Here is a 22,327-nt window from a genome sequence, read left to right as displayed (position 1 = left end):
CACTTTCAGGCCATGAGCAAGCGCGCCACACCGCCCGTCTGGGGCGCTTTCGCCGTCGATCCCGCAGCGGCGCTGCCGCTTCAGGAGCAGATCGCCCGTCACCTGCGCGAGGCGGTGCTGCGCGGCCACCTGCGTCCCGGCGCGCGCCTGCCGTCGACGCGATCGTTCGCGGCCGAACTGGGCGTGTCGAGGCAGACCGTCGTGCTGGCGTATGACAGGCTCATCGCGGAGGGCTATGCGCGCGGGCAGCGCGGCTCCGGCATCTACGTGCCGGACGTGTTGCCGGAGGATCTCGCGCCGCCCGCCGCCACGGCGCGGCCGTCCGTTGCCGCGGCGCGCGGCGAAGCGTACCCGGCGCTGTCCGAGCGGGGCCTCCGCCTGGCCGGGCTGCCGGTCACGCCGGTGCCGCGCGGGCCGGGCCTGCTCGCGCCCGGCACCCCCGCGTTCGATGCGTTTCCGTACGACACGTGGACCCGCCTATCCGCCCGTTTCTGGCGCAGCCGGCCGACCGCCGACCAGCTCGGCTACGCCGATCCGGCCGGATACCGCCCGCTGCGCGAGGCGATCGCCGAACATCTGGGCGTGACGCGCGGCCTGCCGTGCGATGCTGACGACGTCGTGATCACGTCCGGCTCGCAGCACGCGATCGAGCTGGCCGCGCGCCTGCTGATCGACGCGGGCGATGCGGTGTGGATCGAGAACCCGGGATTCGTCGCGGGGCACAGCGCGGTCGAAAGCGCGGGCGCACGTGCGGTGCCGGTGCCGGTCGACGCGGAGGGCCTCGACGTCGAGGCCGGTGCACGGCTGGCCGGGGGCGCGCGCCTCGCGGTGGTTACGCCGTCGCATCAGTACCCGCTCGGCGTGACGATGAGCCTGCGGCGCCGGCTCGCGCTGCTGGACTGGGCCGAGCGTGCGGACGCCTGGATCATCGAGGACGATTGCGACGGCGACTACCGCTACGCCGGCCGGCCGCTGCACCCGCTGCGCGCGCTCGGCCGGCAATCGGCCGCGAATCGCGTGATCTACGTCGGCACGTTCGCGAAGGTCCTCGCGCCCGGGTTGAGGATCGGCTTCCTGATCGCGCCGCCGGGGCTCGCCGGGGCTTTTGCGCACGCCCGCGCGCTGGTTGACCGGCAATCACCGACGCCGTTGCAGGTCACGCTCGCGGAATTCATCGGCGAAGGGCATTTCGCGACGCACCTGCGCCGCATGCGGATGCTTTATGCGCAGCGTCGGGATGCGCTGCTGACCGCGCTCGAATGCCACTGCGCGGACGTGCTCGATTGGGGAGGCGCGCCCGATGCCGGCCTGCATCTCGTCGCGAAGCTGCGTGGCGCGGCTGCGCCGGACGCGGATCTCGCGGTATGGGAAGCCGCAGCGGCGCTCGGGCTGCAGACGCCGCCGCTGTCGCCGCATTACCGCGGCGGCGGCGAGGCCGGGCTCGTGATCGGTTTTGGCGCGACGCTGCCGGGCAACATGCGGGACGCAGTGCTGCGGCTGCGGCGCGCCATCGCGGCCTGACGGCGCGACGCCAGACAGTACGACCGGAACGCTGCGCAAGATTTATCTCCTGTTTGTGCCATTCGATGGTGGTTTTTGCTCGTGATGGCGGTCGGCTGCAAAGATCAGAAAAAAAATTCTTCCTCCATCACTGAAAAATAGCTGCATTGAACGGCCGCGATGCGCGGCCGCATTGCACCGGTTTCAAGACCGCGCCAGTGAAAGAACAGAAACAGGAGACGTCCCCATGACCGCCCGCTTGCCCGTCGACGGCACGCCCGCCCTGTCCGACTACCGCCTGACCGACAACCTGACCGCGACGCGCGGCCGGATCTTCCTGACCGGCACGCAGGCGCTCGTCCGCCTGCTGCTGATGCAGCGCACGGTCGATGCCGAGCAGGGGCTCGACACGGCCGGCTTCGTCAGCGGCTATCGCGGTTCGCCGCTCGGCATGGTCGACCAGCAGCTGTGGAAGGCGAAGAAACTGCTCGACGCCGGCGGCGTGCGCTTCCTGCCCGCGATCAACGAGGAACTCGGCGGCACGGCCGTGCTCGGCACGCAGCGCGTCGAGGCCGATCCCGAGCGCACGGTCGAGGGCGTGTATGCGATGTGGTACGGCAAGGGCCCGGGCGTCGATCGCGCGGGCGACGCGCTGAAGCACGGCAACGCGTACGGTTCGTCGCCGCATGGCGGCGTGCTGGTCGTCGCGGGCGACGACCATGGCTGCGTGTCGTCGTCGATGCCGCACCAGAGCGACTTCGCGATGATCGCGTGGCACATGCCGGTCGTGAACCCGGCGAACATCGCCGACATGCTCGAATTCGGCCTGTACGGCTGGGCGCTGTCGCGCTACTCGGGCGCGTGGGTCGGTTTCAAGGCGATTTCCGAAACGGTCGAGTCGGGTTCGACCGTCGACCTCGACGCGCTGCAGACGCACTGGCCGGCGCCTGAAGGCTTCACGCCGCCGGCGGGCGGCCTGCACAACCGCTGGCCGGACCTGCCGAGCCTGACGATCGAAGCGCGCCTCGCCGCGAAGCTCGACGCGGTGCGCCATTTCGCGCGCGCGAACAGCATCGACAAGTGGATCGCGCCGAGCGCGCAGGCGAACGTCGGCATCGTGACCTGCGGCAAGGCTCACCTCGACCTGATGGAAGCACTGCGCCGCCTCGACCTGACGGTGGCCGACCTCGACGCGGCCGGCGTGCGGATCTACAAGGTCGGCCTGTCGTACCCGCTCGAGATGACGCGCATCGAGACCTTCGTCGACGGGCTCGCCGAAGTGCTCGTGATCGAGGAGAAGGGCCCGGTCATCGAGCAGCAGATCAAGGACTATCTGTACAACCGTACGGAGGGCGCGCGCCCGCGCGTGCTCGGCAAGCACGATGCCGAAGGCGCCTGCCTGCTGTCCGATCTCGGCGAGCTGCGTCCGTCGCGCATCCTGCCCGTGTTCGCCGAATGGCTCGCGCGCCACAAGCCGGCGCTCGACCGTCGCGAGCGCGTCGTCGATCTCGTCGCGCCGCAGATCCTGTCGAACGAGGCGGATGCCGTGAAGCGCACGCCGTACTTCTGCTCGGGCTGCCCGCACAACACGTCGACGAAGGTGCCGGAAGGCTCGATCGCGCAGGCCGGCATCGGCTGCCATTTCATGGCGTCGTGGATGGAGCGCGATACGACGGGGCTGATCCAGATGGGCGGCGAGGGCGTCGACTGGGCCGCGCACGCGATGTTCACCAACACGAAGCACGTGTTCCAGAACCTCGGCGACGGCACCTACTTCCACTCGGGCATCCTCGCGATCCGCCAGGCGGTCGCCGCGAAAGCGAACATCACGTACAAGATCCTCTACAACGACGCGGTCGCGATGACGGGCGGCCAGCCGGTCGACGGCAGCATCTCGGTGCCGCAGATCGCGCGGCAGGTCGAGGCGGAAGGCGTGTCGCGCTTCGTCGTCGTGTCCGACGAACCGGAGAAGTACGACGGTCACCACGGGCTGTTCCCGAAAGGCACGACGTTCCATCACCGCAGCGAACTCGACACGGTGCAGCGCGAACTGCGCGAGACGCCGGGCGTCACCGTGCTGATCTACGACCAGACCTGCGCGGCCGAGAAGCGTCGCCGCCGCAAGAAGGGCGAATTCCCCGACCCGGACAAGCGCCTGTTCATCAACGACGCGGTGTGCGAAGGCTGCGGCGATTGCGGCGTGCAGTCGAACTGCCTGTCGGTCGAGCCGCTCGAAACGCCGCTCGGCCGCAAGCGCCGCATCGACCAGTCGTCGTGCAACAAGGATTATTCGTGCGTAAACGGCTTCTGCCCGAGCTTCGTGACGGTCGAAGGCGCGGCGCTGAAGAAGGCCGCCGGCGCCGCCTTCGACGAAGCCGCGCTCGCCGCGCGCGTCGATGCGCTGCCGGTGCCCGCGACGCATCTCGACGCGGCGCCGTTCGACATGCTCGTGACGGGCGTCGGCGGCACGGGCGTCGTGACGGTCGGCGCGCTGATCAGCATGGCCGCGCACCTCGAAGGCAAGAGCGCGTCGGTGCTCGACTTCATGGGCTTCGCGCAGAAGGGCGGCTCGGTGCTGTCGTTCGTGCGGATCGCGTCGAGCGACCGATGGCTGAACCAGGTGCGCATCGACACGCAGCAGGCCGACGTGCTGCTCGCGTGCGACATGGTCGTCGGCGCGAGCGCCGAGGCGCTGCAGACGGTGCGTCACGAGCGTTCGCGGATCGTCGTCAACACGCACCGGATCCCGAACGCATCGTTCGTGCAGAACCCGGACGCGAACCTGCATGCGGACGCGCTGCTCGAGAAGATGCGTCACGCGGCCGGCGACGGCTACCTGTCGAGCTGCGATGCGCAGGCGCTCGCCGCGAAGTTCCTCGGCGACTCGATCGGCGCGAACATCCTGATGCTCGGTTATGCATGGCAGCTCGGCCTCGTGCCGGTGTCGCTCGCGGCGATGATGCGCGCGATCGAGCTGAACAACGTCGCGGTGCCGATGAACAAGCTCGCGTTCTCGATCGGCCGGATGGCGGCCGGCGACGCGGCGGGCCTCGATGCGTTGTGGAACGCGCGCCACACGGTGGCCGCGCATGCCGCGCCCGAGACGCTTGCCGAGCTGATCGCCGATCGCGAAGCGCGCCTCGACGCATACGGCGGCGCGCGTTACGTCGAGCGCTACCGTGCGCTGGTGAGCGCGGCGCGTGCGAAGGGCGACGACGCGCTCACGCGCGCGGTCGCGACGACGTTCTACCGGCTGCTCGCGGTGAAGGACGAATACGAGGTCGCGCGGCTGTACACGGACGACGCGTTCCGCACGGCGCTCGAAGCGCAGTTCGAAGGCGTGCCGGGGCAGGCCTATCGCGTGAAGTTCAACCTCGCGCCGCCGACGGTCGCGAAGGCCGGCAGCGACGGCAGCGTGCCGAAGAAGCGCGTGTTCGGCCAGTGGATGTGGCCGGTGCTCGGCGTGCTGGCGCGCGTGCGCAGCCTGCGCGGCACGTGGCTCGACCCGTTCGGCCGCACCGTCGAGCGCAGGATGGAGCGCGCGCTTGCCGACGACTACGAGACGACGCTCGCACGGGCGCTCGCCGCGATGACGGCCGGCAATGCGGCACAGGTCGCGCAACTGGCCGACCTGCATGCCCGCGTGCGCGGCTTCGGTCACGTGAAGGTGCGCAACCTGGCCGGCGTGAAGCGCGCGGAGCGCGAGCTCGCGCTGCAGCTCGGCATCGACGCGGCGACGAGCGCGGCCGTGCAGCACGCGCTCGACGAGATGAAGGGCGCGGGCATGCTGAAGGGGATTCCGGTCGTCGTCGCGAAGTAACGCGCACGCGGGCGGATGTGAAAACGGCGACGCTGGTGCGTCGCCGTTTTTTCATGAGCGGCCGCTGCGCACCGGCAGCGGCGCCCGGCCCGTCAGAGTATGCCTTTCTTGCGCGTCGACAGCGCGGTTTCCGACAGGTCGATCTCGCGCAGCAGCTTCGTCAGCGTTTCGTCGGAAATCTTGCTGTCGCTGCGCAGCCGGTACAGCGCGGTGCGTTCCGCGCGTACGGCCGCGATCCGCATCTGCAGTTCCATCGTTTCGGCCTGCTTCGCTTCGGCGCGCGGCGTGGGGCCGTCCTCGGCGAGCGTCGCGAGGCGGCGGCGGTACTGGTCCATCACGCGTGCGGAGATATCCGCGCAGCGCGCGGCGCCCGATTCGTCGAGATCGGCCGAGATCGCGTCGTGCGACGAGTCGATCGCGCGGATCGCGGCCTGCGCGGCGGCCGCGCGCGCGGCGCGCTCCTCGTCGCCGAGCGGGCTGCGCGACGAACGCACGCCGCGCAGCAGCAGCGGCAGGCCGATCACCGCGACGACGAGCGAGCCGAGGATCACCGCCGACGCGATGAAGATCGCCGTGTCGCGGCCCGGCAGCGGCACGCCGTCGGACAGCGCGACCGGAATCGACAGCACGCCGGCGAGCGTGACCGCGCCGCGCACGCCGCCGACCGTCATCACCGCGATCGTGCGGATGCCGGCCATCGTGCCGGCGAGGCCCTGGCGCGCGGCGCGACGGCTCGCGAACCAGCGCAGCAGCCAGACCCACAGGAAGCGGATCGCATACAGCGCGAGCATCATCGCGCAGACGTTGAAGATCATCCGGCCGACGAGCGCGTCGCTCGTGTGGTGCGCGTCGACGAGCGTGCGGCCGATGATGTGCGGCAACTGCAGCCCGAGCATGATGAACACCATGCCGTTGAACACGAACTCGATCATCGCCCACGTGCTTTCGGCGCGCACGCGCGATGCGACGGTGCTTTTGCGCGAGAAGCTCGTGTAATTCATCATCATCCCGGCCGACACGGCCGCCAGCACGCCCGACAGGTCGAGGTGCTCGGCGAACAGGTAGGCCGCGAACGGCACGAGCAGCGTCATCACGATGCCGGGGGCCGGATCGCCTTCCTGCTCGGCGTTCAGGAAGCGCGTCGACAGCGCGCTGAACGTCCACGACACGAGCGCGCCCGTCGCGAGCCCGCCGGCCGCGACGATCACGAACGTGACCGACGCGGCCCGCAGCGAGAACATGCCCGTCAGCGCGGCCGCGATCGCGAATTTCAGTGCGACGAGGCCCGACGCGTCGTTCATCAGCGCCTCGCCCTCGAGGATGTGCATCAGCTGCGGCGGGATCCGGCCCTTTCCTGCGATGCCCGACAGCGCGACCGCGTCGGTGGGCGACAGCACGGCCGCGAGCGCGAACGCGATCGGCAGCGGCAACTCGGGTATCAGCCAGTGCGCGAAGTAGCCCACTGCGAGTACCGTCATGAACACGAGCCCGAATGCGAGCATCAGGATCGCGCGGCGCTGCAGGTACAGCTCGCGCTTCGGAATCCGCCAGCCGTCCGCGAACAGCAGCGGCGGAATGAACAGCAGCATGAAGATTTCGGGATCGAACGTGACGTGCAGGTTCAGCTTCGGCCACGCGAGCATCGCGCCGAAGGCGATCTGCATCAGCGGCAACGGCAGTTGGAACGGCAGGATGCGCGTGACGGCGCCGGACAGCGCGACGGTCAGCAGCAGGATCAGGACGGTGAAGACGATTTCCATCGATACGGCGAATACGGGGAATGAAACGATCGTACGGAGTGTAGCGTGCCGCCCGGACGCCTGCGTTCGAGTGCGCCGGTGCGCGCGCACCGAAATGGTGCGATCGGCATGCGCCACGGCGGTGCGCCGCTCGCGCGGGCGTGCGCGGCGGGCCGGCGCGGCGTGCGCACGAAGCTTGCTTGATGCTTGCCGACAAGCGACAACAACCGGCAATCCGAGGGCTTATTCATGACAACTCGCAGGACATCCCACGCGCCGTCCAGTTCGCCCGCCGCCGCGTTCGCCAGCATCAGGAGGAAGGGGGTATGACGATCGTGCAACAGGAGCGTCCGGCCGCCGCGTCGCCGTACCGGTTCGAGCGGGAGGTGAGTTCCGGCCTCGAACGTCTGGCGACGCAGCACCGCGACCTGACGCTCACGACCGTGTTCCAGCCGATTTTCAGCCTGTCGCACCAGCGTGCGGTGGGCTACGAGGCGCTGCTGCGCGCGCACGATGCGCTCGACCGCGCGGTGTCGCCGCTCGACGTGTTCGGCGAAGCCGCGCGCCAGGGCGAACTGCTGCAGCTCGACCGGCTCGCGCAGGCGCTGCATCTCGAGAACTTCGCGCTGCTCGGCGCCGAGCGCGAGTGGCTGTTCCTCAACGTGCATCCGGGCGTGCTTACCGACCCGTTCCAGGCGGCCGCGCTGCTCGCGAACCTGAAGCGGCTCGGCATGCCGCCGCGGCGCATCGTGCTCGAAGTGCTCGAACAGCGCGCGGAGGACGTCGAGCGGCTGGCCGAGGCCGTGCGCGAATTCCGCACGCATGGCTTCCTGATCGCGCTCGACGATTTCGGCGCGGGTCACTCGAATCTCGAGCGGATCTGGCAGCTGAACCCGGACATCGTGAAGCTCGACCGGATCATGCTGTCGCACGCGGCGCACCGCACGGGGCTCACCGCGATCCTGCACGGGCTCGTGACGCTGCTGCACGAGGCCGGCAAGCTGGTGCTCGTCGAGGGGATCGAGACCGAGCACGAGGCGCAGATCGCGCTGTCGTGCGAGGCCGATTTCGTGCAGGGCTACTACTTCGGCCGGCCGGCGCCGGGGCTGCCCGACAGCGCGGCCGCGACGGGCTGCATCGGCGAGCTGACCGAGCGTTTTCGCCAGCAGACCGAGGCGCGCGAGCGGCGCGATGCGCAGCGGCTCGCGCCGTACCTGCGCGCGTTCGAACGCGCGGCCGAGCGTCTCGCGGCCGGCGAGCCGCTCGACGAGGTGTGCTGGAACTTCCTCGCGCTCGACGCGGCCGCGCGCTGCTTCCTGCTCGACGCGCACGGCCGCCAGTCGGGCCGCAACGTCGTGCTGCGCGCCGACCGCGCGCTCGCCGAGGCGCGCTTCTCGCCGCTGGCGGACGCCCAGGGCGCGAACTGGCTGCGCCGGCCGTATTTCCGCTCGGCGATCGCCGAGCCGGGGCGCGTGCAGGTCACGCGGCCGTACCTGTCGATCAACGAGGCGCAGCCGTGCGTGACGCTGTCGGTGGCCGTGCGCGTCGGCGATACGCAGCGCGTGCTGTGCGGCGATATCGACTGGGGGGATGACGAGGCCGCCGCAGGGTAGGGCGTTGCGCTCCGCGCGGGCTGTCCCGTGACGCGTGATTGCGTCGCGGCCGCCCGCGCACGCGTTGCCGAGCGGCGTGCCCGGTGAACTGGCGGCGGTCGCGCCGCTCGGCTAGGATGCGCGAATTGTCCTGACGATTCGCGGGCCGCCCATGAGCCGAAACGCCGCTTCTTCCATCCTCCTCGAAGTGATCGCCACGACCGTCGGCGACGCGAAGGCCGCCGCCCGCGCGGGCGCCGACCGCCTCGAACTCGTGACCGCGATCACCGAAGGCGGGCTGACGCCGAGCGTCGGCCTGGTCGAAGCCGTCGTGGCCGCCGTGCCGATTCCCGTCAACGTGATCGTGCGGCCGCACAGCCGGTCGTTCGTCTACGACGCCGACGACCTGCGCGTGATCGAGCGCGACGTACGCGCGGCCGTCGCGGCCGGTGCGAACGGCGTCGTGTTCGGCGCGCTCGACGCGCGCGGCGACGTCGATCTCGACGCGCTGGCCCGCATCGCGGCCGCGGCGGACGGCCGCGCGCTGACGTTCCACCGCGCGTTCGACGTGTCGCGCGATCTCAACGCCGCGTTCGACGCGCTGCTGCGCGTGCCGGCCGTCACGTCGGTGCTGACGTCGGGCGGCCATCCGTCGGTGCTCGACGCGGTCGCGACGATCACGCGGCTGGTGCGGCGCGCCGAGGGGTCATCGTGCACGGTGCTGGCCGGTTCGGGGCTCACGGTCGATGCGGTCGGCGATTTCGTCCGCGCCACCGGCGTGCGCGCGGTGCATTTCGGCTCGGGCGTGCGGCCGCGCGGCGAGGTGCTGGCACCGGTCGACGAACGGCTGATCGCGAAGGTGCGCGCGGTGCTGGACGGGAGCGTGCAATCCGCGCGCTGAACGAAAAGAAGCCGGGGCATGCCCCGGCTTCCGCATTGCGCGGCGCTCGCCGCTTACTTGTCCATTAAGCGTCCATCAAGCGTCCGTACCAAGCGCGTCCGCGTCGCTCGCGCGGATGCCGAGGCGCTCGAACAGCGCACGATCCTTCTGCGACTGCGGGTTGCTCGTCGTCAGCAGCTGGTCGCCGTAGAACATCGAGTTCGCGCCGGCGAGGAAGCACATCGCCTGCAGGCCGTCGTCGAGCTGCTCGCGGCCGGCCGACAGGCGCACGACGGCCTTCGGCATCGTGATCCGCGCGACCGCGATCGTGCGCACGAATTCGAACGGGTCGAGCGGCGCGGTGCCTTCGAGCGGCGTGCCTTCGATCGCGACGAGGTTGTTGATCGGCACCGAATCCGGATACGGGTTCAGGTTCGCGAGCTGCGAGATCAGGCCCGCGCGTTCGCGGCGCGATTCGCCCATCCCGATGATGCCGCCGCAGCACACGTTGATGCCGGCGTCGCGCACACGGTCGAGCGTGTCGAGGCGATCCTGGTAGGTGCGCGTCGAGATCACCTGGCCGTAGAACTCCGGCGACGTGTCGAGGTTGTGGTTGTAGTAGTCGAGGCCCGCGTTCGCGAGTTCCTGCGCCTGCTCGTCTTCCAGCATGCCGAGCGTCATGCAGGTCTCGAGGCCGAGTTCCTTCACGCCGCGCACCATCTCGGTCAGCGCCGGCATGTGGCGCTCCTTCGGGTTGCGCCATGCGGCGCCCATGCAGAAGCGGCTCGCGCCGTTCGCCTTCGCCGCGCGCGCGGCATCCAGCACCGCGTCGACGTCCATCAGCTTCTCGGCCTTCAGGCCCGTGTCGTGGTGCGACGACTGCGAGCAGTAGCCGCAATCTTCCTCGCAGCCGCCCGTCTTGATCGACAGCAGCGTCGACAGCTGCACCGCGTTCGCGTCGAAGTGCTCGCGGTGCACCTGCTGCGCGCGGAAGATCAGGTCGTTGAACGGCAGCTCGAACAGCGCGACGACGTCGGCGACGCGCCAGCGTTGCGAGGCCGGAGCGGCCACGGGAATCGCGTCGGGTTGCACGGTGGTGGCGGCGGTCTGGGCTTGGGTCATATCGTTTTCCTGTCCTGGTCGGGGATGAGGGATCGGGGGAACTGTTTCTGTCGGGTCAATGCCGCGCGGTGCGCAGCGACTCGACGAGCGCGGCGATGTCGAGCATCGCCGCGGCGGATTCGGGGGCGGCCGGGCTCATGTGCGGAATGCGGCCGAGCAGCGGCGCGCCGTGCTCGCGGGCGAGCCAGTCGCGCATCGTCGCGACGTTCTCGTCGGGGAACGACATCGCCGGGTCGACGTGGTTCGCGACCCAGCCGGCGAGCTTGAGGCCGCGCTGGCGAATCGCGTCGGCGGTGAGCAGCGCATGGCTGATGCAGCCGAGCCGCACGCCGACCACGAGCACGACCGGCACGCCGAGCGCGACCGCGAGATCGGCCATGTCCTGCGTATCGTTCATCGGCACGCGGAAGCCGCCGGCGCCTTCGACGACGACGACATCCGCGCGCGTCAGCGCTTCGCGATGGCACGCGACGATCGTGTCGATGTCGAGCGTCACGCCTTCCCGCGCGGCGACGATATGCGGCGCGGCCGGTGCCTTCAGCAGGAACGGCGTGCGCAGCGTGGGCGGCAGCACGACGTTCGCGGCCGCGTCGAGCTGGTCGGCATCCTCGTTGCGCCACACGCCGTCGCGTTCGTATGCGCCGGCCGCGACGGGTTTCAGCGCGGCTGCACGCAGGCCGTGCCGCGCGAAGCCGTGCAGCATCGCGGCCGACACGAAGGTCTTGCCGATTTCGGTGTCGGTGCCCGTGACGAAAAGCGAGAGCGGGGCGGTCATGCCGCGACCTCCCGCGGGGCCGCCTCGACGGAGGCTGCGGCGCCCTCGCTGGCTTCGACCAGCGCGGCTTCGAGCCGCGCGAGATCGTCGAACGAATGCGCGGCCGACAGCGACACGCGCAGCCGCGACGTGCCGACGGGCACCGTCGGCGGCCGGATCGCGGGCACCCACAGGCCGTGCGCGTCGAGCGCGCGCATCGCCGCGAGCGTCGCGTCGTTGCTGCCGATCACGAGCGGCTGCACGGCCGTGTGCGAATCGACCGGCTGCCAGCGCGTATTGCGCAGCAGCGCACGCGTGCGTTCGATCAGCGCGGCGAGATGCGCGCGCCGCGCATCGCCTTCGTCGCCCGCGATCACCTTCAGGCTCGCCGATACCGCGTGCGCGACGGCCGGCGGCGCGGCCGTCGTGAAGATGTAGCTGCGCGCGCGCTGGATCATCCATTCGATCACGGTCTCGTGCGCGATCACGAATGCGCCCGCGACGCCGGCGGCCTTGCCGAGCGTGCCGACGTACACGAGATGCGGCGAACGCAGCGCGGCGGCCGCGAGCGCGCCGCGGCCCTGCGGGCCGAGCACGCCGAAGCCGTGTGCATCGTCGACGACGAGCCACGCACCATGGCGCTCGGCCAGCGCGACGAGCTCGGCGAGCGGCGCGATGTCGCCGTCCATGCTGAACACGGTGTCGCTGACGATCAGCTTCGTTTCGGCATCCGATGCGTCGAGCAGCGCGGCGAGCGCGGCCGTGTCCGCATGCGGATAGACCTGGACGTTCGCGCGCGACAGCCGCATGCCGTCGATCAGCGATGCGTGGTTCAGCGCGTCGGAGAAGATGGTTGCCTGCTTGCCGGTGAGCGCCGTCATCGCGGCGAGGTTCGCCATGTAGCCGGTGCTGAAGTACAGCGCGCGCGGCGCATCGGAGAAGCCGCCCGAGAAGGCCGCGAGTTCGTCCTCGAGCGTCGCGTGCGCACGCGAATGGCCGCCGAGCAGGTGCGAGCCGCCGCTGCCGGAGCCGTAGCGCTGCGCGCCTTCGGCGAACGCGGCGACGAGTGCCGGATGCGCGGCGAGGCCGAGATAGTCGTTGCTGGCGAAGCCGACGATCTCGCGGCCGTCGACGGTCATGCGCGCATCGCATGCGGTGTCGGCGGTGCGGCGCACGCGGCGCAGCCCCTGGGCGTCGAGGTCGGCGAGGCCGCGTTGCAGCGCGGCGAGCAGAGCGTGTGTCATCGTGCGATCTCCGCGAGCGTGGCGTCGAGCGTGTCGCGCGTGCGTTGCGCGAGCCACGCGATGTCGTCGTCGGTCATCACGTACGGCGGCATCAGGTACACGGTCGTGCCGATCGGGCGCAGCAGCAGCTCGCGTTCCAGCGCGCGTTCGAAGAAGCGTCGCGAGAAGCCGCGCGCCGCGTCGCCGTCGAGCGCGACGTCGAACGCGAACAGCGTGCCGCGCTCGCGCAGGTGGCGCACCTGCGGATGTGCGTCGAGCGGTGCGAGCGCGGCACGCAGCGTGGCCGACTTGCGCGCATTCGCCGCGAGCACGTCGTCGCGTGCGAACAGGTCGAGCGTCGCGACCGCCGCGCGACACGCGAGCGGGTTGCCCGTGTACGAATGCGAGTGCAGGAAGCCGCGCGTCGTGTCGTCGTCGTAGAACGCGGCGAACACGTCGTCGCGCGTCAGCACGAGCGACAGCGGCAGGTAGCCGCCGCTGATGCCTTTCGACAGGCACAGGAAATCGGGCCAGACGCCGGCCTGCTCGCACGCGAAGAAGGTGCCGGTGCGGCCGCAGCCGACCGCGATCTCGTCGGCGATCAGGTGCACGCCGAATTCGTCGCACAGCGCGCGCAGCCCGCGCACGTACGACGGATCGTGCATCGCCATGCCGGCCGCGCACTGCACGAGCGGCTCGACGATCAGCGCGGCGATCCGGTCGCCGCGTTCGACGAACAGGCGCCGCACGTCAGCGAGCGCGCGGCCCGCGACGTCGGCGGCCGTTTCGCCCGGCAGCGCGCCGCGCGCGTCGGGCGACGCGACGACGTGCGCATGGCGGATCAGCGGATCGTACGCGTCCTTGAACAGCGCGACGTCGGTCACGCCGAGCGCGCCGATCGTTTCGCCGTGGTAGCTGTTCGCTACGCAGACGAATTCCTGCTTGTTCGCGCGGCCGCGGTTGCGCCATGCGTGGAAGCTCATCTTCAGCGCGATCTCGACGGCCGACGCGCCGTCCGACGCGAAGAACGCATGGCCGAGCGTGCGCGCGGTGAGCGCGTGCAGCCGCTCCGCGAGCTCGATCGCGGGCTCGTGCGTGCAGCCGGCGAGCATCGCGTGCTCGAGCGTGTCGAGCTGGTCCTTCAGCGCCGCGTTGATGTCCGGGTTCGCATGGCCGAACAGGTTGACCCACCACGAGCTGATCGCGTCGAAATAGCGGTGGCCGTCACGGTCGTACAGCCACACGCCCGCGCCACGCGCGACGGGGATGAGCGGCAGGCGCTCGTGGTGCTTCATCTGGGTGCAGGGATGCCAGACCGCGCGCAGGCTGCGCGCGACCCAGTCGTCGGTGGCTGGCGTACTCAAGGCGGCTCCGGTGAAAAACAGGCGGCGCGCGGCGTCGTGCGGGACGCGTTGCGGCCGGTATCGGATGACGGCCATGCAAGCCGTCAGGGCGGCATGCAAAACACGAAAAACGCGCTGAGATTAGCGTGTTCCGCGGGACGTTGCACTAGCGGTTACAAACCCCGCAAAGCCTTGCCGGGCGGGAGTTCGGCGCAGATCAGGGCGGCTCGGGACGGTACGGCTCAGAAGCCCCGAAATGCGTGCAGATGACGACGTCCGAGTGACGCCCCCCAGTAGAAAAAAATCATGATCCGTCGGTCCGCAATATGCAGGCAATACGCAGGAAAACGGGGAGCGAAGGCGCGCACAGGCCGACGCGCGACGGCGTCGACACGCAAGCGAACGGGAAGCGAAACAGGGGATGGGGTGGGTCAGGCGAACGCGCGATCAGCGCGCCGCGAGCGAGCGCGCGGTTTGCGCGTCGTCGTCGCGCTCGGCGTTGTCCGCGGTCTGCGACGCATTCGCGTTCCACACGACCCGGTCGTTGACCGCATACAGCCGGCACGCGCCCGCGCCCTGCTTCGCGCAGTTGTCGAGCGCGAGCGCCATCGGGTCGTCACCGCCTTCGGCCCACGACCACGCGCCTTCCGACGACACCGCGAACGCGCGGCTCGGATGCTGGTTCAGGAAGCGGCGATAGCCTTCACGGCCGGCTTCGTCGACATACGGCACCGCGTTGACCGCGTCGATCGACGCATAGCCGCTCGCTTTCGGCTCGTGCGGGTTCGCGACCGCGTAGCGCACCGAGGTCGGCAGGTTCAGCTGCGCGAGGAACGCGTTGACCGCCGGCCACCACACGGGCACGCCGTCGCGATCGACGATCAGCCGGTGCGCGTCGTCCTTGTAGCGGCCGAAATCGATGAACTGGGCCTGCGTGCCGTGCGAGACGTACGCGTCGTGCATCTGCGCGACGAGCCCGGGCGTCCACACCGAATCGTTGTCGCCGTACAGCCACAGCGACCGCACGGCCGTGTGCGCGCCGTACTGGTCGAATGCGTCGACGAGGTTGCGCTGCCAGCCGTCGCAGAGGTCCTGGCGCAGCCCGCCGGAGAAGTTGATGATGCCGCGCACGCCCGGTGCGGCTTCGGTGCCGTACGCGACCGATACGAGGCCGCCGTGCGACGTGCCGGCGACGACGATGCGCGACGCATCGACATACGGCTGGCGCGCCATGTAGCGCACCGTCGCGTCGACGTCGGCCGCCTGCGCGAGGCCGTTCTTGCCGACGTTGCAGCCTTCCTGCTGGTACGTGCCGTCCGAGCCCGCGAAGCCCTGGCGGTTCGGCGCGATCACCGCATAGCCGCGGCGCACGAATTCGCGCGCGAACGCGAGCGGCCGGCTGCGCGGCTGCAGATGGAGATCGCCGGTGTTCTTGCCGTGGTTGAAGACGACGAGCGGGAACGGGCCGGGGCCGTTCGGCTTGAAGAGCGTCGCCTCGAGCGTGACGGTGCCCGATGCGTCGGCCGGAATGCGGAGGATCTGTTCGTTCAGGTCGGCGGCGACCTGCGGCAGGTTCGAATCGCCGTAGTCGAAGCGTTCGGCATGGGCGAGCGATCCGCTGGCGCCGGCGCCCGTCCCCGTATTTGCGTTCGGCAGCGTACCGGCCTGAGCGGCCGACAGCGCGCAGGCCGCCATCCATCCCACCAATACTTTGCTGAACGCCATTCGTAAGCCCTGCCATGCAACATGACCAATTCGAGGTCATCGTAGCCCGACAAATTCGGGTTGTGCAATGCGGGAATTACCCGGCGTCTGACACAGCAACTATTTGTCAACGTTCACTTACTTCGCCGTCGACGTAACGCCAGAAACCGTGCTCGTCGCGCTCGAAACGGCTCGTCTCGTGGAGCCGGTGAGCGCGTCCGCCGATCTTGTAGCGGGCCACGAATTCGACCTCCGCGTGCCGTTCGTCGAGCGGCGCATGGCGCTTGACCGCAAGGCCGAGCCAGCGCGGCGCGTCGGGCGCTTCGGGGTCGGTGTCGAGATCGGGCGGGCAGGTGCGCGCGGCCCACGTCGCGCGCAGGTAGTCGGTCGCGCCGAGCACGTACGCGCTGTACCGCGAACGCATCAACTCGAGTGCGCTCGGCGCGGCTTCGCCGCCGTCGATGAAGCGGCCGCAGCAGGCCGCGTAGCGGGGCGCCGGCGCCTTGCCGGCGGGAGCGGGGGACGCGCCGCCGCACGGGCACGCGTCAGGTCGGTTCAGAATCATGCGTAACGGGAATTAACGACGTGAGGTTGGCATCGGTTACCAGGCCAGCTCGATGCCGTCGTACTGGAAGAAACGGCCGTTGGCCTGCGACACGTCCGCGGCGGATTCGGCGATCACGCGGCGCATGCCGGTCACGCTGGTTTCCGGATCGATCGCGGCCTGCGCGCCGCCCATGTCGGTGCGCACCCAGCCGGGATGGAGCGAGATGCACGCGGCGTGGCGCGTCTGCAGCGACGCGATGCGCAGCACGTCGTTCAGCGCGGCCTTGCTCGCGCGGTACAGCCAGCCGGTCGTGCCGGTCGCCTCGGCGATGCTGCCCATCCGGCTCGACACGACGGCGAGTACGCCGCGTGCGTCCTCGACAGGCGGCAGCAGGATCGGCAGCAGCTGCATCGGCCCGCGCACGTTCGTATGCATCACCGCGTCGAAATCCTCGGCGGTGATCGTCTCGACGCCCTCGGTGCGCGGCCCGTAGACGCCCGACACCAGCACGGCCGCATCGAGCCGCTCGCCGTCGAGCTTCCAGCCGAGCGCCGCGATCTGCTCGGGTTGCGTGATGTCGAGCGCATGCGCGTGCGCGCCGAGCGCGCGCAGCGCGTCGAGCGACGCGTCGTCGCGCGCGGTGGCGATCACGTTCCAGCCGTCGCGCCGGTATTGCCGGACGAATTCGCGGCCGAGGCCGCGCGATGCGCCGACGATCAATGCGGTTTTCATATGCGCCGCTCCTTGGCAGTGGTGCCGTTTGGTCAGAGGAGTTCGATGCCCATCGCGGTCGCCTCGCCGCCGCCGATGCACAGGCTCGCGACGCCGCGCCTGCCGCCGCGCGCGCGCAGCGCGCCGATCAGCGTGACGAGGATGCGCGCGCCGGACGCGCCGATCGGGTGGCCGAGCGCGCAGGCGCCGCCGTTCACGTTGACGCGGTCGTGCGCGAGGCCGTGCTCCTTCATCGCCGCCATCGCGACGACCGCGAATGCCTCGTTGATCTCGTACAGGTCGACGTCCGCTGCGCGCCAGCCGTTGCGCTCGAACAGGCGGCGGATCGCGCCGACCGGCGCGGTCGTGAACTTCGCCGGCGCCTGCGCGAACGTCGCGTGGCCGACCACGCGCGCGAGCGGCGCGACGCCGAGCCGCGCGGCGGTGGACGCGCGCATCATCACGAGCGCGGCCGCGCCGTCGGAGATCGACGACGCGTTCGCGGCGGTGACGGTGCCGGTCTTGCCGAACGCGGGCTTCAGCAGCGGGATCTTCGACGGATCGGCCTTGAACGGCTGCTCGTCGCGCGACACGACCCTGTCGTCCGTCCCGCCCTTCCTGCCGGCCGCCGTCACGGGCGCGATTTCCCAGTCGAACGAGCCGTCCTCGTTCGCGCGCTTCGCGCGCGCGAGCGACTCGATCGCGAACGCGTCCTGCGCGTCGCGCGAAAACGCGTACTCGGCCGCGCATTCGTCGGCGAACGTGCCCATCAGGCGGCCTTTGTCGTACGCGTCCTCGAGGCCGTCGAGGAACATGTGGTCGAGCACCTGGCCGTGGCCCATGCGCAGCCCGCCGCGCGCCTTCGGCAGCAGGTACGGCGCGTTGGTCATGCTTTCCATGCCGCCCGCGACGATCACGTCGGCCGAGCCGGCGGCGAGCATGTCGTGCGCGAACATCGCCGCGCGCATCCCCGAGCCGCACATCTTGTTGATCGTCGTGCAGCCGGTCGCGAGCGGCAGGCCCGCGCCGAGCGCCGCCTGGCGCGCGGGCGCCTGGCCCTGGCCTGCGGGCAGCACGCAGCCCATCAGCACTTCGTCGATCCGGTCCGGGGCGAGGCCGGCGCGCGCGAGCGCCGCGCCGATCGCGGCGCTGCCGAGCTGCGGCGCGGCGAGCGACGCGAAGTCGCCCTGGAATCCGCCGATCGGCGTGCGCGCCGCGGATGCGATGACGATCGGATCGTCGTGATCGATAGCTGACATGTTCGTCTCCCGTTGGACCGGGTGAGCGCCTGGGCCCTTAGTCCGTTCCCGTGCAAGGCTTCAACGTATCCGCGACGGACTGCGCGACTTCAGTGAGCTGCGCCGCATCGGCCGCGACCATGTCGTTGCCGCGTGCGTGGTCGCCGCGCGCGCCCAGCGCGGCCACCGCGCGCCGGTAGGTGCCGTCGAGCGCGTCGGCGCTCGACACGGCCATCCCGAGGTTGCGCATCCGGCCGTCGTGCACGCCGTACACGAGCCCGTGCACGGTGAGCGACTGGCCGCGTGCCCACGCATCGTTGACGATCGTCGTGCGGCAGACGTTGACGACCTGCTCGATCGCGTTCAGCTCGATCAGGCGGCGATAGCGCGCTTCGCCCACCGGCCATTCGTCGAGCAGCGCCGCGTGGCGCTCGCGCACGTCCTGCACGTGATGCAGCCAGTTGTCGGCGAGGCCGACGCGGCGGTTGAGCAGCGCCGCGTTCACGCCCGAGCAGCCGTAGTGGCCGACGACCATGATGTGCTTCACGCGCAGGATGTCGACCGCGAACTGGATCACCGACAGGCAGTTCAGGTCGCTGTGCACGACCACGTTCGCGATGTTGCGATGGACGAACACTTCGCCCGGCGGCAGGCCGATGATCTGGTTCGCGGGCACGCGCGAATCCGAGCAGCCGATCCACAGGTATTCCGGCGCCTGCTGGTCGGCGAGGCGCGCAAAGAACTGCGGATCGTCTTCGAGCTTGCGTTTGACCCACGCGTCGTTGTTGTCGAACAGGTGCGAAAGCGGGTGGTCGTTGGTATTCATCAGTTCGGGTTTCCGGGTGCGGAAAATGGGTCGGTATCAGTGCGTTTTTGGGGCCGGTTTTCGGGCGTTTCAGGCAGCGCGCTGCGCGCCGCCCTCGTCGTCGTCCGTTTCGTCGAAACGATCGGGGTAGCGCACGCTGAAGCGCAGCGATGCGTCGTAGGGATAAAAATCGGGCAATTCACCCTGCAGCAGCCTGTCCTTGCTGGCCTGCCACAGCGCGGGATCGAAAAAGTCCGCGTGATGCTTCATGAAGACGTCGCGCACGCGCGGGTCGCCGAGCAGGAACGGGCCGTAGGTCTCCGGGAAGATGTCGTGCGGGCCGACGGTATACCACGGTTCGCCGGACAGCTCGTCTTCCTCGTTGCGCGGCGGCGGCACGCGGCGCACGTTGCAGTCGGTCAGGTACTCGATCTCGTCGTAGTCGTAGAACACGACGCGGCCGTGGCGCGTGACGCCGAAGTTCTTGTACAGCATGTCGCCGGGGAAGATGTTCGCCTTCATCAGCTCCTTCACCGCGTTGCCGTACTCCTTCACGCCGTGCTCGACGTCGGTATCGGTGCCGTTCTGCAGGTACAGGTTCAGCGGCGTCATCCGGCGCTCGATGTACAGGTGCCTGATTACCAGATTGCCGTCCTCGTATTCGAGCAGCGACGGCACTTCCTTTTCCAGCTCGCGCACGAGCGCGTGGTCGAGCCGCGCGAGCGGCAGCGCGACGCTCGAATACTCGAGCGTATCGGCCATCCGCCCGAGGCGGTCGTGGCGCTTCACGAGCTGGTACTTCTCCATGATCTGCGCGCGCGTCGTTTCCTTCGGCGGCGGGAAGTGATCCTTGATGATCTTGAACACGTACGGGAACGACGGCAGCGTGAACACGAGCATCACGAGGCCCTTGATCCCGGGCGCGATGATGAAGCGGTCGCTCGAATGCGACAGGTGGTGCAGCAGGTCGCGATAGAACAGGTTCTTGCCCTGCTTCTGCAGGCCGACCGAGGTGTAGATCTCGGCCTTCGGCTTGCCGGGCATGATCGTGCAAAGGAAGTCGACGTACGCGGACGGCACGCCCATGTCGACGAGGAAATACGAGTGCGAGAAGCCGAAGATGATCATCAGCTGGTCGCGGCGCAGCAGCACGGTGTCGAGCGAGAGCACGCCCGGACGCACGTGGCGGATCGGCACCGCGAACGGCAGCACGCGGTCGGCGTTGATGATGCGGCCGACGATGTACGCGCTCTTGTTGCGGAAGAACAGCGACGACAGCACGTGGATCTGGAAATTCGGCGCTTCGTCGAAGTGGCCGAATTCGTCGTGGATTGCCTGCATCACGCAGCCGATGTCGCGCGGGAGATCGTCGAACGCCGGCTCGAGCTGGAAGTTCGTGACGATGCGCTCGAGGGTGGCCGCGAGCCCGTCGGTGCCCGGATAGTACGCGCGGTAGGTCGGCTTCGCGGCCGGCTCGTCGTTCTCGAGATACTCGGTCGAGATCGCCGGGCGCACAAAGATGAAATCGTTGCTGAAGTACGAGCGGTGCAGGATCTTGCAGCACACCGAATTGAAGAACGTCTCCGCGCACTCGGGCTGGCGGTGCGACGTGAGCAGGCCGATGTAGTGCAGCTTGATCTGCTGCCACACTTCGTCGTCGATGTTTTCCGCGTCGTATTCGTCTTCCAGCACCTCGACGCATTCCTTCACGCGATCGTCGTACGACGTGATCCGCTCCCGCGCGAGCCGCTGCAGCCCGTGCCAGTCGCCGCGCTCGAACAGCGTCTTCGCTTCGACGGCCGCCTCGCGGAAGATCCGGTAGTGGCGGTCGAAGTTTTCGAGCATCGTCTGCGCGACGTCGAAACCGATCTGCGAGGACAGCAGTTTGGGGAAGTGATTCATCGCGTGCAGGCTCGTTCGGGAGGGGCTGTAAGCACTCGCCATTTTAGCGTCCGGGCGCCGGATTCAGCGCATCCGGCGGCGGGCCGGGCGGCGCGTCATCGGGGGCGTTGCCCGGCGTTGTGCGACGTTCGGTGCATCTTCGCGTAAAGATACGGGTACGGAACCGATTCTGGCACGAACTTTTTTTGACGCGCGGGCGGCCCGGACGACGCCCGCCGCGAGACGGCGATAGAATCGCCGGAACGCCCGCGGCCGCCCGGCCGCACGCCGGCCCCGCATGCACAACGACGAGACGCCCCACCGATGAACGCACTGGAACACCAACTCGACTACCCCTTCGCCGACACGCTGCCCGCCGCGGGCGACACGTTCGAGGTCGCGCCCGGCGTGCGCTGGCTGCGCATGCCGCTGCCGTTCTCGCTCGATCACATCAACCTCTGGCTGCTGCGCGACGAGATCGACGGGCAGGCCGGCTGGACGATCGTCGATTGCGGGATCTCGTCGGATGCGATCCGCACGCACTGGGAGCAGATCTTCGACACGCATCTCGACGGCCTGCCCGTGCTGCGGGTGCTTGTCACGCACTGCCACCCCGATCACTTCGGCCTCGCGAACTGGCTGTGCGAAGGCGGCGACAAGCGCCGCTGGAACGTGCGGCTGTGGATGACGCTCGGTGAGTACATGTTCGGCTGCCTGATGGCGGCGGGCAACGGCTCGAACGCGGGCGGCGCGGCGGCCGCCGATCATTTCGCGCGCCACGGGCTCACCGATCCGGCCGCGCTCGACAAGCTGCGCAACCGTCGCAACTACTACTCGGATCTCGTGCCGGCCGTGCCGCCGCGCTACCGGCGCCTGCGTGAAGGCGATGCGGTGACGATCGGCGCGCGCACGTGGCGCGTCGTGACCGGCTTCGGCCATTCGCCTGAACATTGCGCGCTGCATAGCGAAGCGGACGGCGTGCTGATCTCCGGCGACATGGTGCTGCCGCGCATCTCGACGAACGTGTCCGTGTTCGACCTCGAACCGGAGGCGAATCCGCTCGCGCTGTACCTGGAGTCGCTCGGCCGTTACGAGACGATGGCGCCCGACACGCTGGTGCTGCCGTCGCACGGCAAGCCGTTCCGCGGCGTGCGCACGCGCATCGCGCAACTGCGCGACCACCATGACGCGCGCCTGGCCGAAGTGCGCGTCGCATGCGCGGAAAAGCCGATGAGCGCGGCCGACATCGTGCCGATCATGTTCCGCCGCCGCGAACTCGACATCCACCAGATGACGTTCGCGCTCGGCGAGGCGCTCGCGCACCTGAACCTGCTGTGGCTCGCGGGGGAGTTGACGCGCAGCGAGGGAGCCGATGGCGTGATCCGCTTTGCGCGGTGTTGAGCATGCACGCCGGCGCAGGCTCGCCCGGTGCTTTCGTACAATTTTCAATTTCGATCTGAATACCCGT

At 69.5% G+C, this 22,327-nt stretch carries 16 protein-coding genes; 5 read left to right on the top strand and 11 right to left on the bottom strand.

Annotated features, from left to right (window positions below; translation table 11 throughout):
• Positions 1 to 12: 12 nt before the first annotated feature.
• Together WT26_RS19210 and WT26_RS19205 are read left to right on the top strand one after the other, a co-directional pair.
• Positions 13 to 1,521: a PLP-dependent aminotransferase family protein gene (locus tag WT26_RS19210; RefSeq protein WP_069270581.1), complete on the top strand. Its 1,509-nt coding sequence runs from the start codon at positions 13 to 15 to the stop codon at positions 1,519 to 1,521.
• 226 nt (positions 1,522 to 1,747) lie between these two features.
• Positions 1,748 to 5,320 (top strand): indolepyruvate ferredoxin oxidoreductase family protein, encoded by a 3,573-nt coding sequence (locus WT26_RS19205; protein WP_069273546.1) that lies wholly within the window; start codon positions 1,748 to 1,750, stop codon positions 5,318 to 5,320.
• Positions 5,321 to 5,412: 92 nt separating this feature from the next.
• Here WT26_RS19205 and WT26_RS19200 read toward each other — a convergent pair whose 3' ends face one another.
• Positions 5,413 to 7,080, bottom strand: coding sequence for a Na+/H+ antiporter (locus WT26_RS19200; protein WP_059665491.1), 1,668 nt, complete (start codon positions 7,078 to 7,080; stop codon positions 5,413 to 5,415).
• Positions 7,081 to 7,385: 305 nt separating this feature from the next.
• On the opposite strand from WT26_RS19200, the gene WT26_RS19195 reads away from it, so the two are divergent.
• On the top strand, positions 7,386 to 8,672 hold the full coding sequence (locus tag WT26_RS19195) for an EAL domain-containing protein (RefSeq protein WP_069273545.1): 1,287 nt from the start codon (positions 7,386 to 7,388) through the stop codon (positions 8,670 to 8,672).
• Between the two features lie 151 nt (positions 8,673 to 8,823).
• On the top strand, positions 8,824 to 9,552 hold the full coding sequence (locus WT26_RS19190) for a copper homeostasis protein CutC (RefSeq protein ID WP_069273544.1): 729 nt from the start codon (positions 8,824 to 8,826) through the stop codon (positions 9,550 to 9,552).
• 75 nt (positions 9,553 to 9,627) lie between these two features.
• Here WT26_RS19190 and bioB read toward each other — a convergent pair whose 3' ends face one another.
• From bioB to aceK, 10 genes are all read right to left on the bottom strand, one after another.
• Positions 9,628 to 10,653, bottom strand: a complete 1,026-nt coding sequence (bioB, locus tag WT26_RS19185; protein ID WP_069273543.1) for a biotin synthase BioB — start codon at positions 10,651 to 10,653, stop codon at positions 9,628 to 9,630.
• Between the two features lie 55 nt (positions 10,654 to 10,708).
• A complete protein-coding gene (gene bioD / locus WT26_RS19180) occupies positions 10,709 to 11,428 on the bottom strand; it encodes a dethiobiotin synthase (protein ID WP_069273542.1) in 720 nt (239 codons plus the stop codon).
• Entirely contained in the window at positions 11,425 to 12,651 is a 1,227-nt protein-coding gene (bioF, locus tag WT26_RS19175; RefSeq protein WP_059521193.1) for an 8-amino-7-oxononanoate synthase, read from the bottom strand. Before bioF ends, bioD begins: the two co-directional genes overlap by 4 nt.
• Positions 12,648 to 13,994: an adenosylmethionine--8-amino-7-oxononanoate transaminase gene (bioA, locus tag WT26_RS19170; RefSeq protein WP_059900701.1), complete on the bottom strand. Its 1,347-nt coding sequence runs from the start codon at positions 13,992 to 13,994 to the stop codon at positions 12,648 to 12,650. The genes bioF and bioA overlap by 4 nt, the downstream gene beginning before the upstream one ends.
• Before the next feature lie 426 nt (positions 13,995 to 14,420).
• Positions 14,421 to 15,698: a dienelactone hydrolase family protein gene (locus WT26_RS19165; protein ID WP_069273541.1), complete on the bottom strand. Its 1,278-nt coding sequence runs from the start codon at positions 15,696 to 15,698 to the stop codon at positions 14,421 to 14,423.
• Between the two features lie 106 nt (positions 15,699 to 15,804).
• Positions 15,805 to 16,242, bottom strand: coding sequence for a YchJ family protein (locus WT26_RS19160; RefSeq protein WP_059521196.1), 438 nt, complete (start codon positions 16,240 to 16,242; stop codon positions 15,805 to 15,807).
• A gap of 36 nt (positions 16,243 to 16,278) precedes the next feature.
• Positions 16,279 to 16,956 (bottom strand): SDR family oxidoreductase, encoded by a 678-nt coding sequence (locus WT26_RS19155; protein WP_069273540.1) that lies wholly within the window; start codon positions 16,954 to 16,956, stop codon positions 16,279 to 16,281.
• 32 nt (positions 16,957 to 16,988) lie between these two features.
• On the bottom strand, positions 16,989 to 18,194 hold the full coding sequence (locus tag WT26_RS19150; RefSeq protein ID WP_060227565.1) for an acetyl-CoA C-acetyltransferase: 1,206 nt from the start codon (positions 18,192 to 18,194) through the stop codon (positions 16,989 to 16,991).
• A gap of 37 nt (positions 18,195 to 18,231) precedes the next feature.
• The gene (gene can, locus WT26_RS19145; RefSeq protein ID WP_069273539.1) at positions 18,232 to 18,999 is read right to left on the bottom strand and encodes a carbonate dehydratase; all 768 of its coding nucleotides are present in this window, start codon (positions 18,997 to 18,999) and stop codon (positions 18,232 to 18,234) included.
• Positions 19,000 to 19,068: 69 nt separating this feature from the next.
• Complete coding sequence (gene aceK / locus WT26_RS19140) at positions 19,069 to 20,880, bottom strand: bifunctional isocitrate dehydrogenase kinase/phosphatase (protein WP_069273538.1); 1,812 nt, start codon at positions 20,878 to 20,880, stop codon at positions 19,069 to 19,071.
• 303 nt (positions 20,881 to 21,183) lie between these two features.
• Between aceK and WT26_RS19135 the strand changes: the two genes are divergently transcribed.
• Entirely contained in the window at positions 21,184 to 22,260 is a 1,077-nt protein-coding gene (locus tag WT26_RS19135; RefSeq protein ID WP_069273537.1) for an MBL fold metallo-hydrolase, read from the top strand.
• Positions 22,261 to 22,327 lie beyond the last annotated feature (67 nt).

It is taken from the genome of Burkholderia cepacia, assembly GCF_001718835.1.
GTDB classification, from domain to species: Bacteria; Pseudomonadota; Gammaproteobacteria; order Burkholderiales; family Burkholderiaceae; genus Burkholderia; species Burkholderia cepacia_F.
Note: the sequence above shows the minus strand (reverse complement) of the source record. Positions and strands in the feature narration are given on the sequence as shown.

What these genes read in the sequence shown, in the direction of transcription:
- WT26_RS19210 (WP_069270581.1), top strand. Translation starts at nt 13, where the DNA reads ATGAGCAAGCGCGCCACACCGCCCGTCTGGGGCGCTTTCGCCGTCGAT.
- WT26_RS19205 (WP_069273546.1), top strand. Translation starts at nt 1,748, where the DNA reads ATGACCGCCCGCTTGCCCGTCGACGGCACGCCCGCCCTGTCCGACTAC.
- WT26_RS19200 (WP_059665491.1), bottom strand. Translation starts at nt 7,080, where the DNA reads ATGGAAATCGTCTTCACCGTCCTGATCCTGCTGCTGACCGTCGCGCTG.
- WT26_RS19195 (WP_069273545.1), top strand. Translation starts at nt 7,386, where the DNA reads ATGACGATCGTGCAACAGGAGCGTCCGGCCGCCGCGTCGCCGTACCGG.
- WT26_RS19190 (WP_069273544.1), top strand. Translation starts at nt 8,824, where the DNA reads ATGAGCCGAAACGCCGCTTCTTCCATCCTCCTCGAAGTGATCGCCACG.
- bioB (WP_069273543.1), bottom strand. Translation starts at nt 10,653, where the DNA reads ATGACCCAAGCCCAGACCGCCGCCACCACCGTGCAACCCGACGCGATT.
- bioD (WP_069273542.1), bottom strand. Translation starts at nt 11,428, where the DNA reads ATGACCGCCCCGCTCTCGCTTTTCGTCACGGGCACCGACACCGAAATC.
- bioF (WP_059521193.1), bottom strand. Translation starts at nt 12,651, where the DNA reads ATGACACACGCTCTGCTCGCCGCGCTGCAACGCGGCCTCGCCGACCTC.
- WT26_RS19165 (WP_069273541.1), bottom strand. Translation starts at nt 15,698, where the DNA reads ATGGCGTTCAGCAAAGTATTGGTGGGATGGATGGCGGCCTGCGCGCTG.
- WT26_RS19160 (WP_059521196.1), bottom strand. Translation starts at nt 16,242, where the DNA reads ATGATTCTGAACCGACCTGACGCGTGCCCGTGCGGCGGCGCGTCCCCC.
- WT26_RS19155 (WP_069273540.1), bottom strand. Translation starts at nt 16,956, where the DNA reads ATGAAAACCGCATTGATCGTCGGCGCATCGCGCGGCCTCGGCCGCGAA.
- WT26_RS19150 (WP_060227565.1), bottom strand. Translation starts at nt 18,194, where the DNA reads ATGTCAGCTATCGATCACGACGATCCGATCGTCATCGCATCCGCGGCG.
- can (WP_069273539.1), bottom strand. Translation starts at nt 18,999, where the DNA reads ATGAATACCAACGACCACCCGCTTTCGCACCTGTTCGACAACAACGAC.
- aceK (WP_069273538.1), bottom strand. Translation starts at nt 20,880, where the DNA reads ATGAATCACTTCCCCAAACTGCTGTCCTCGCAGATCGGTTTCGACGTC.
- WT26_RS19135 (WP_069273537.1), top strand. Translation starts at nt 21,184, where the DNA reads ATGAACGCACTGGAACACCAACTCGACTACCCCTTCGCCGACACGCTG.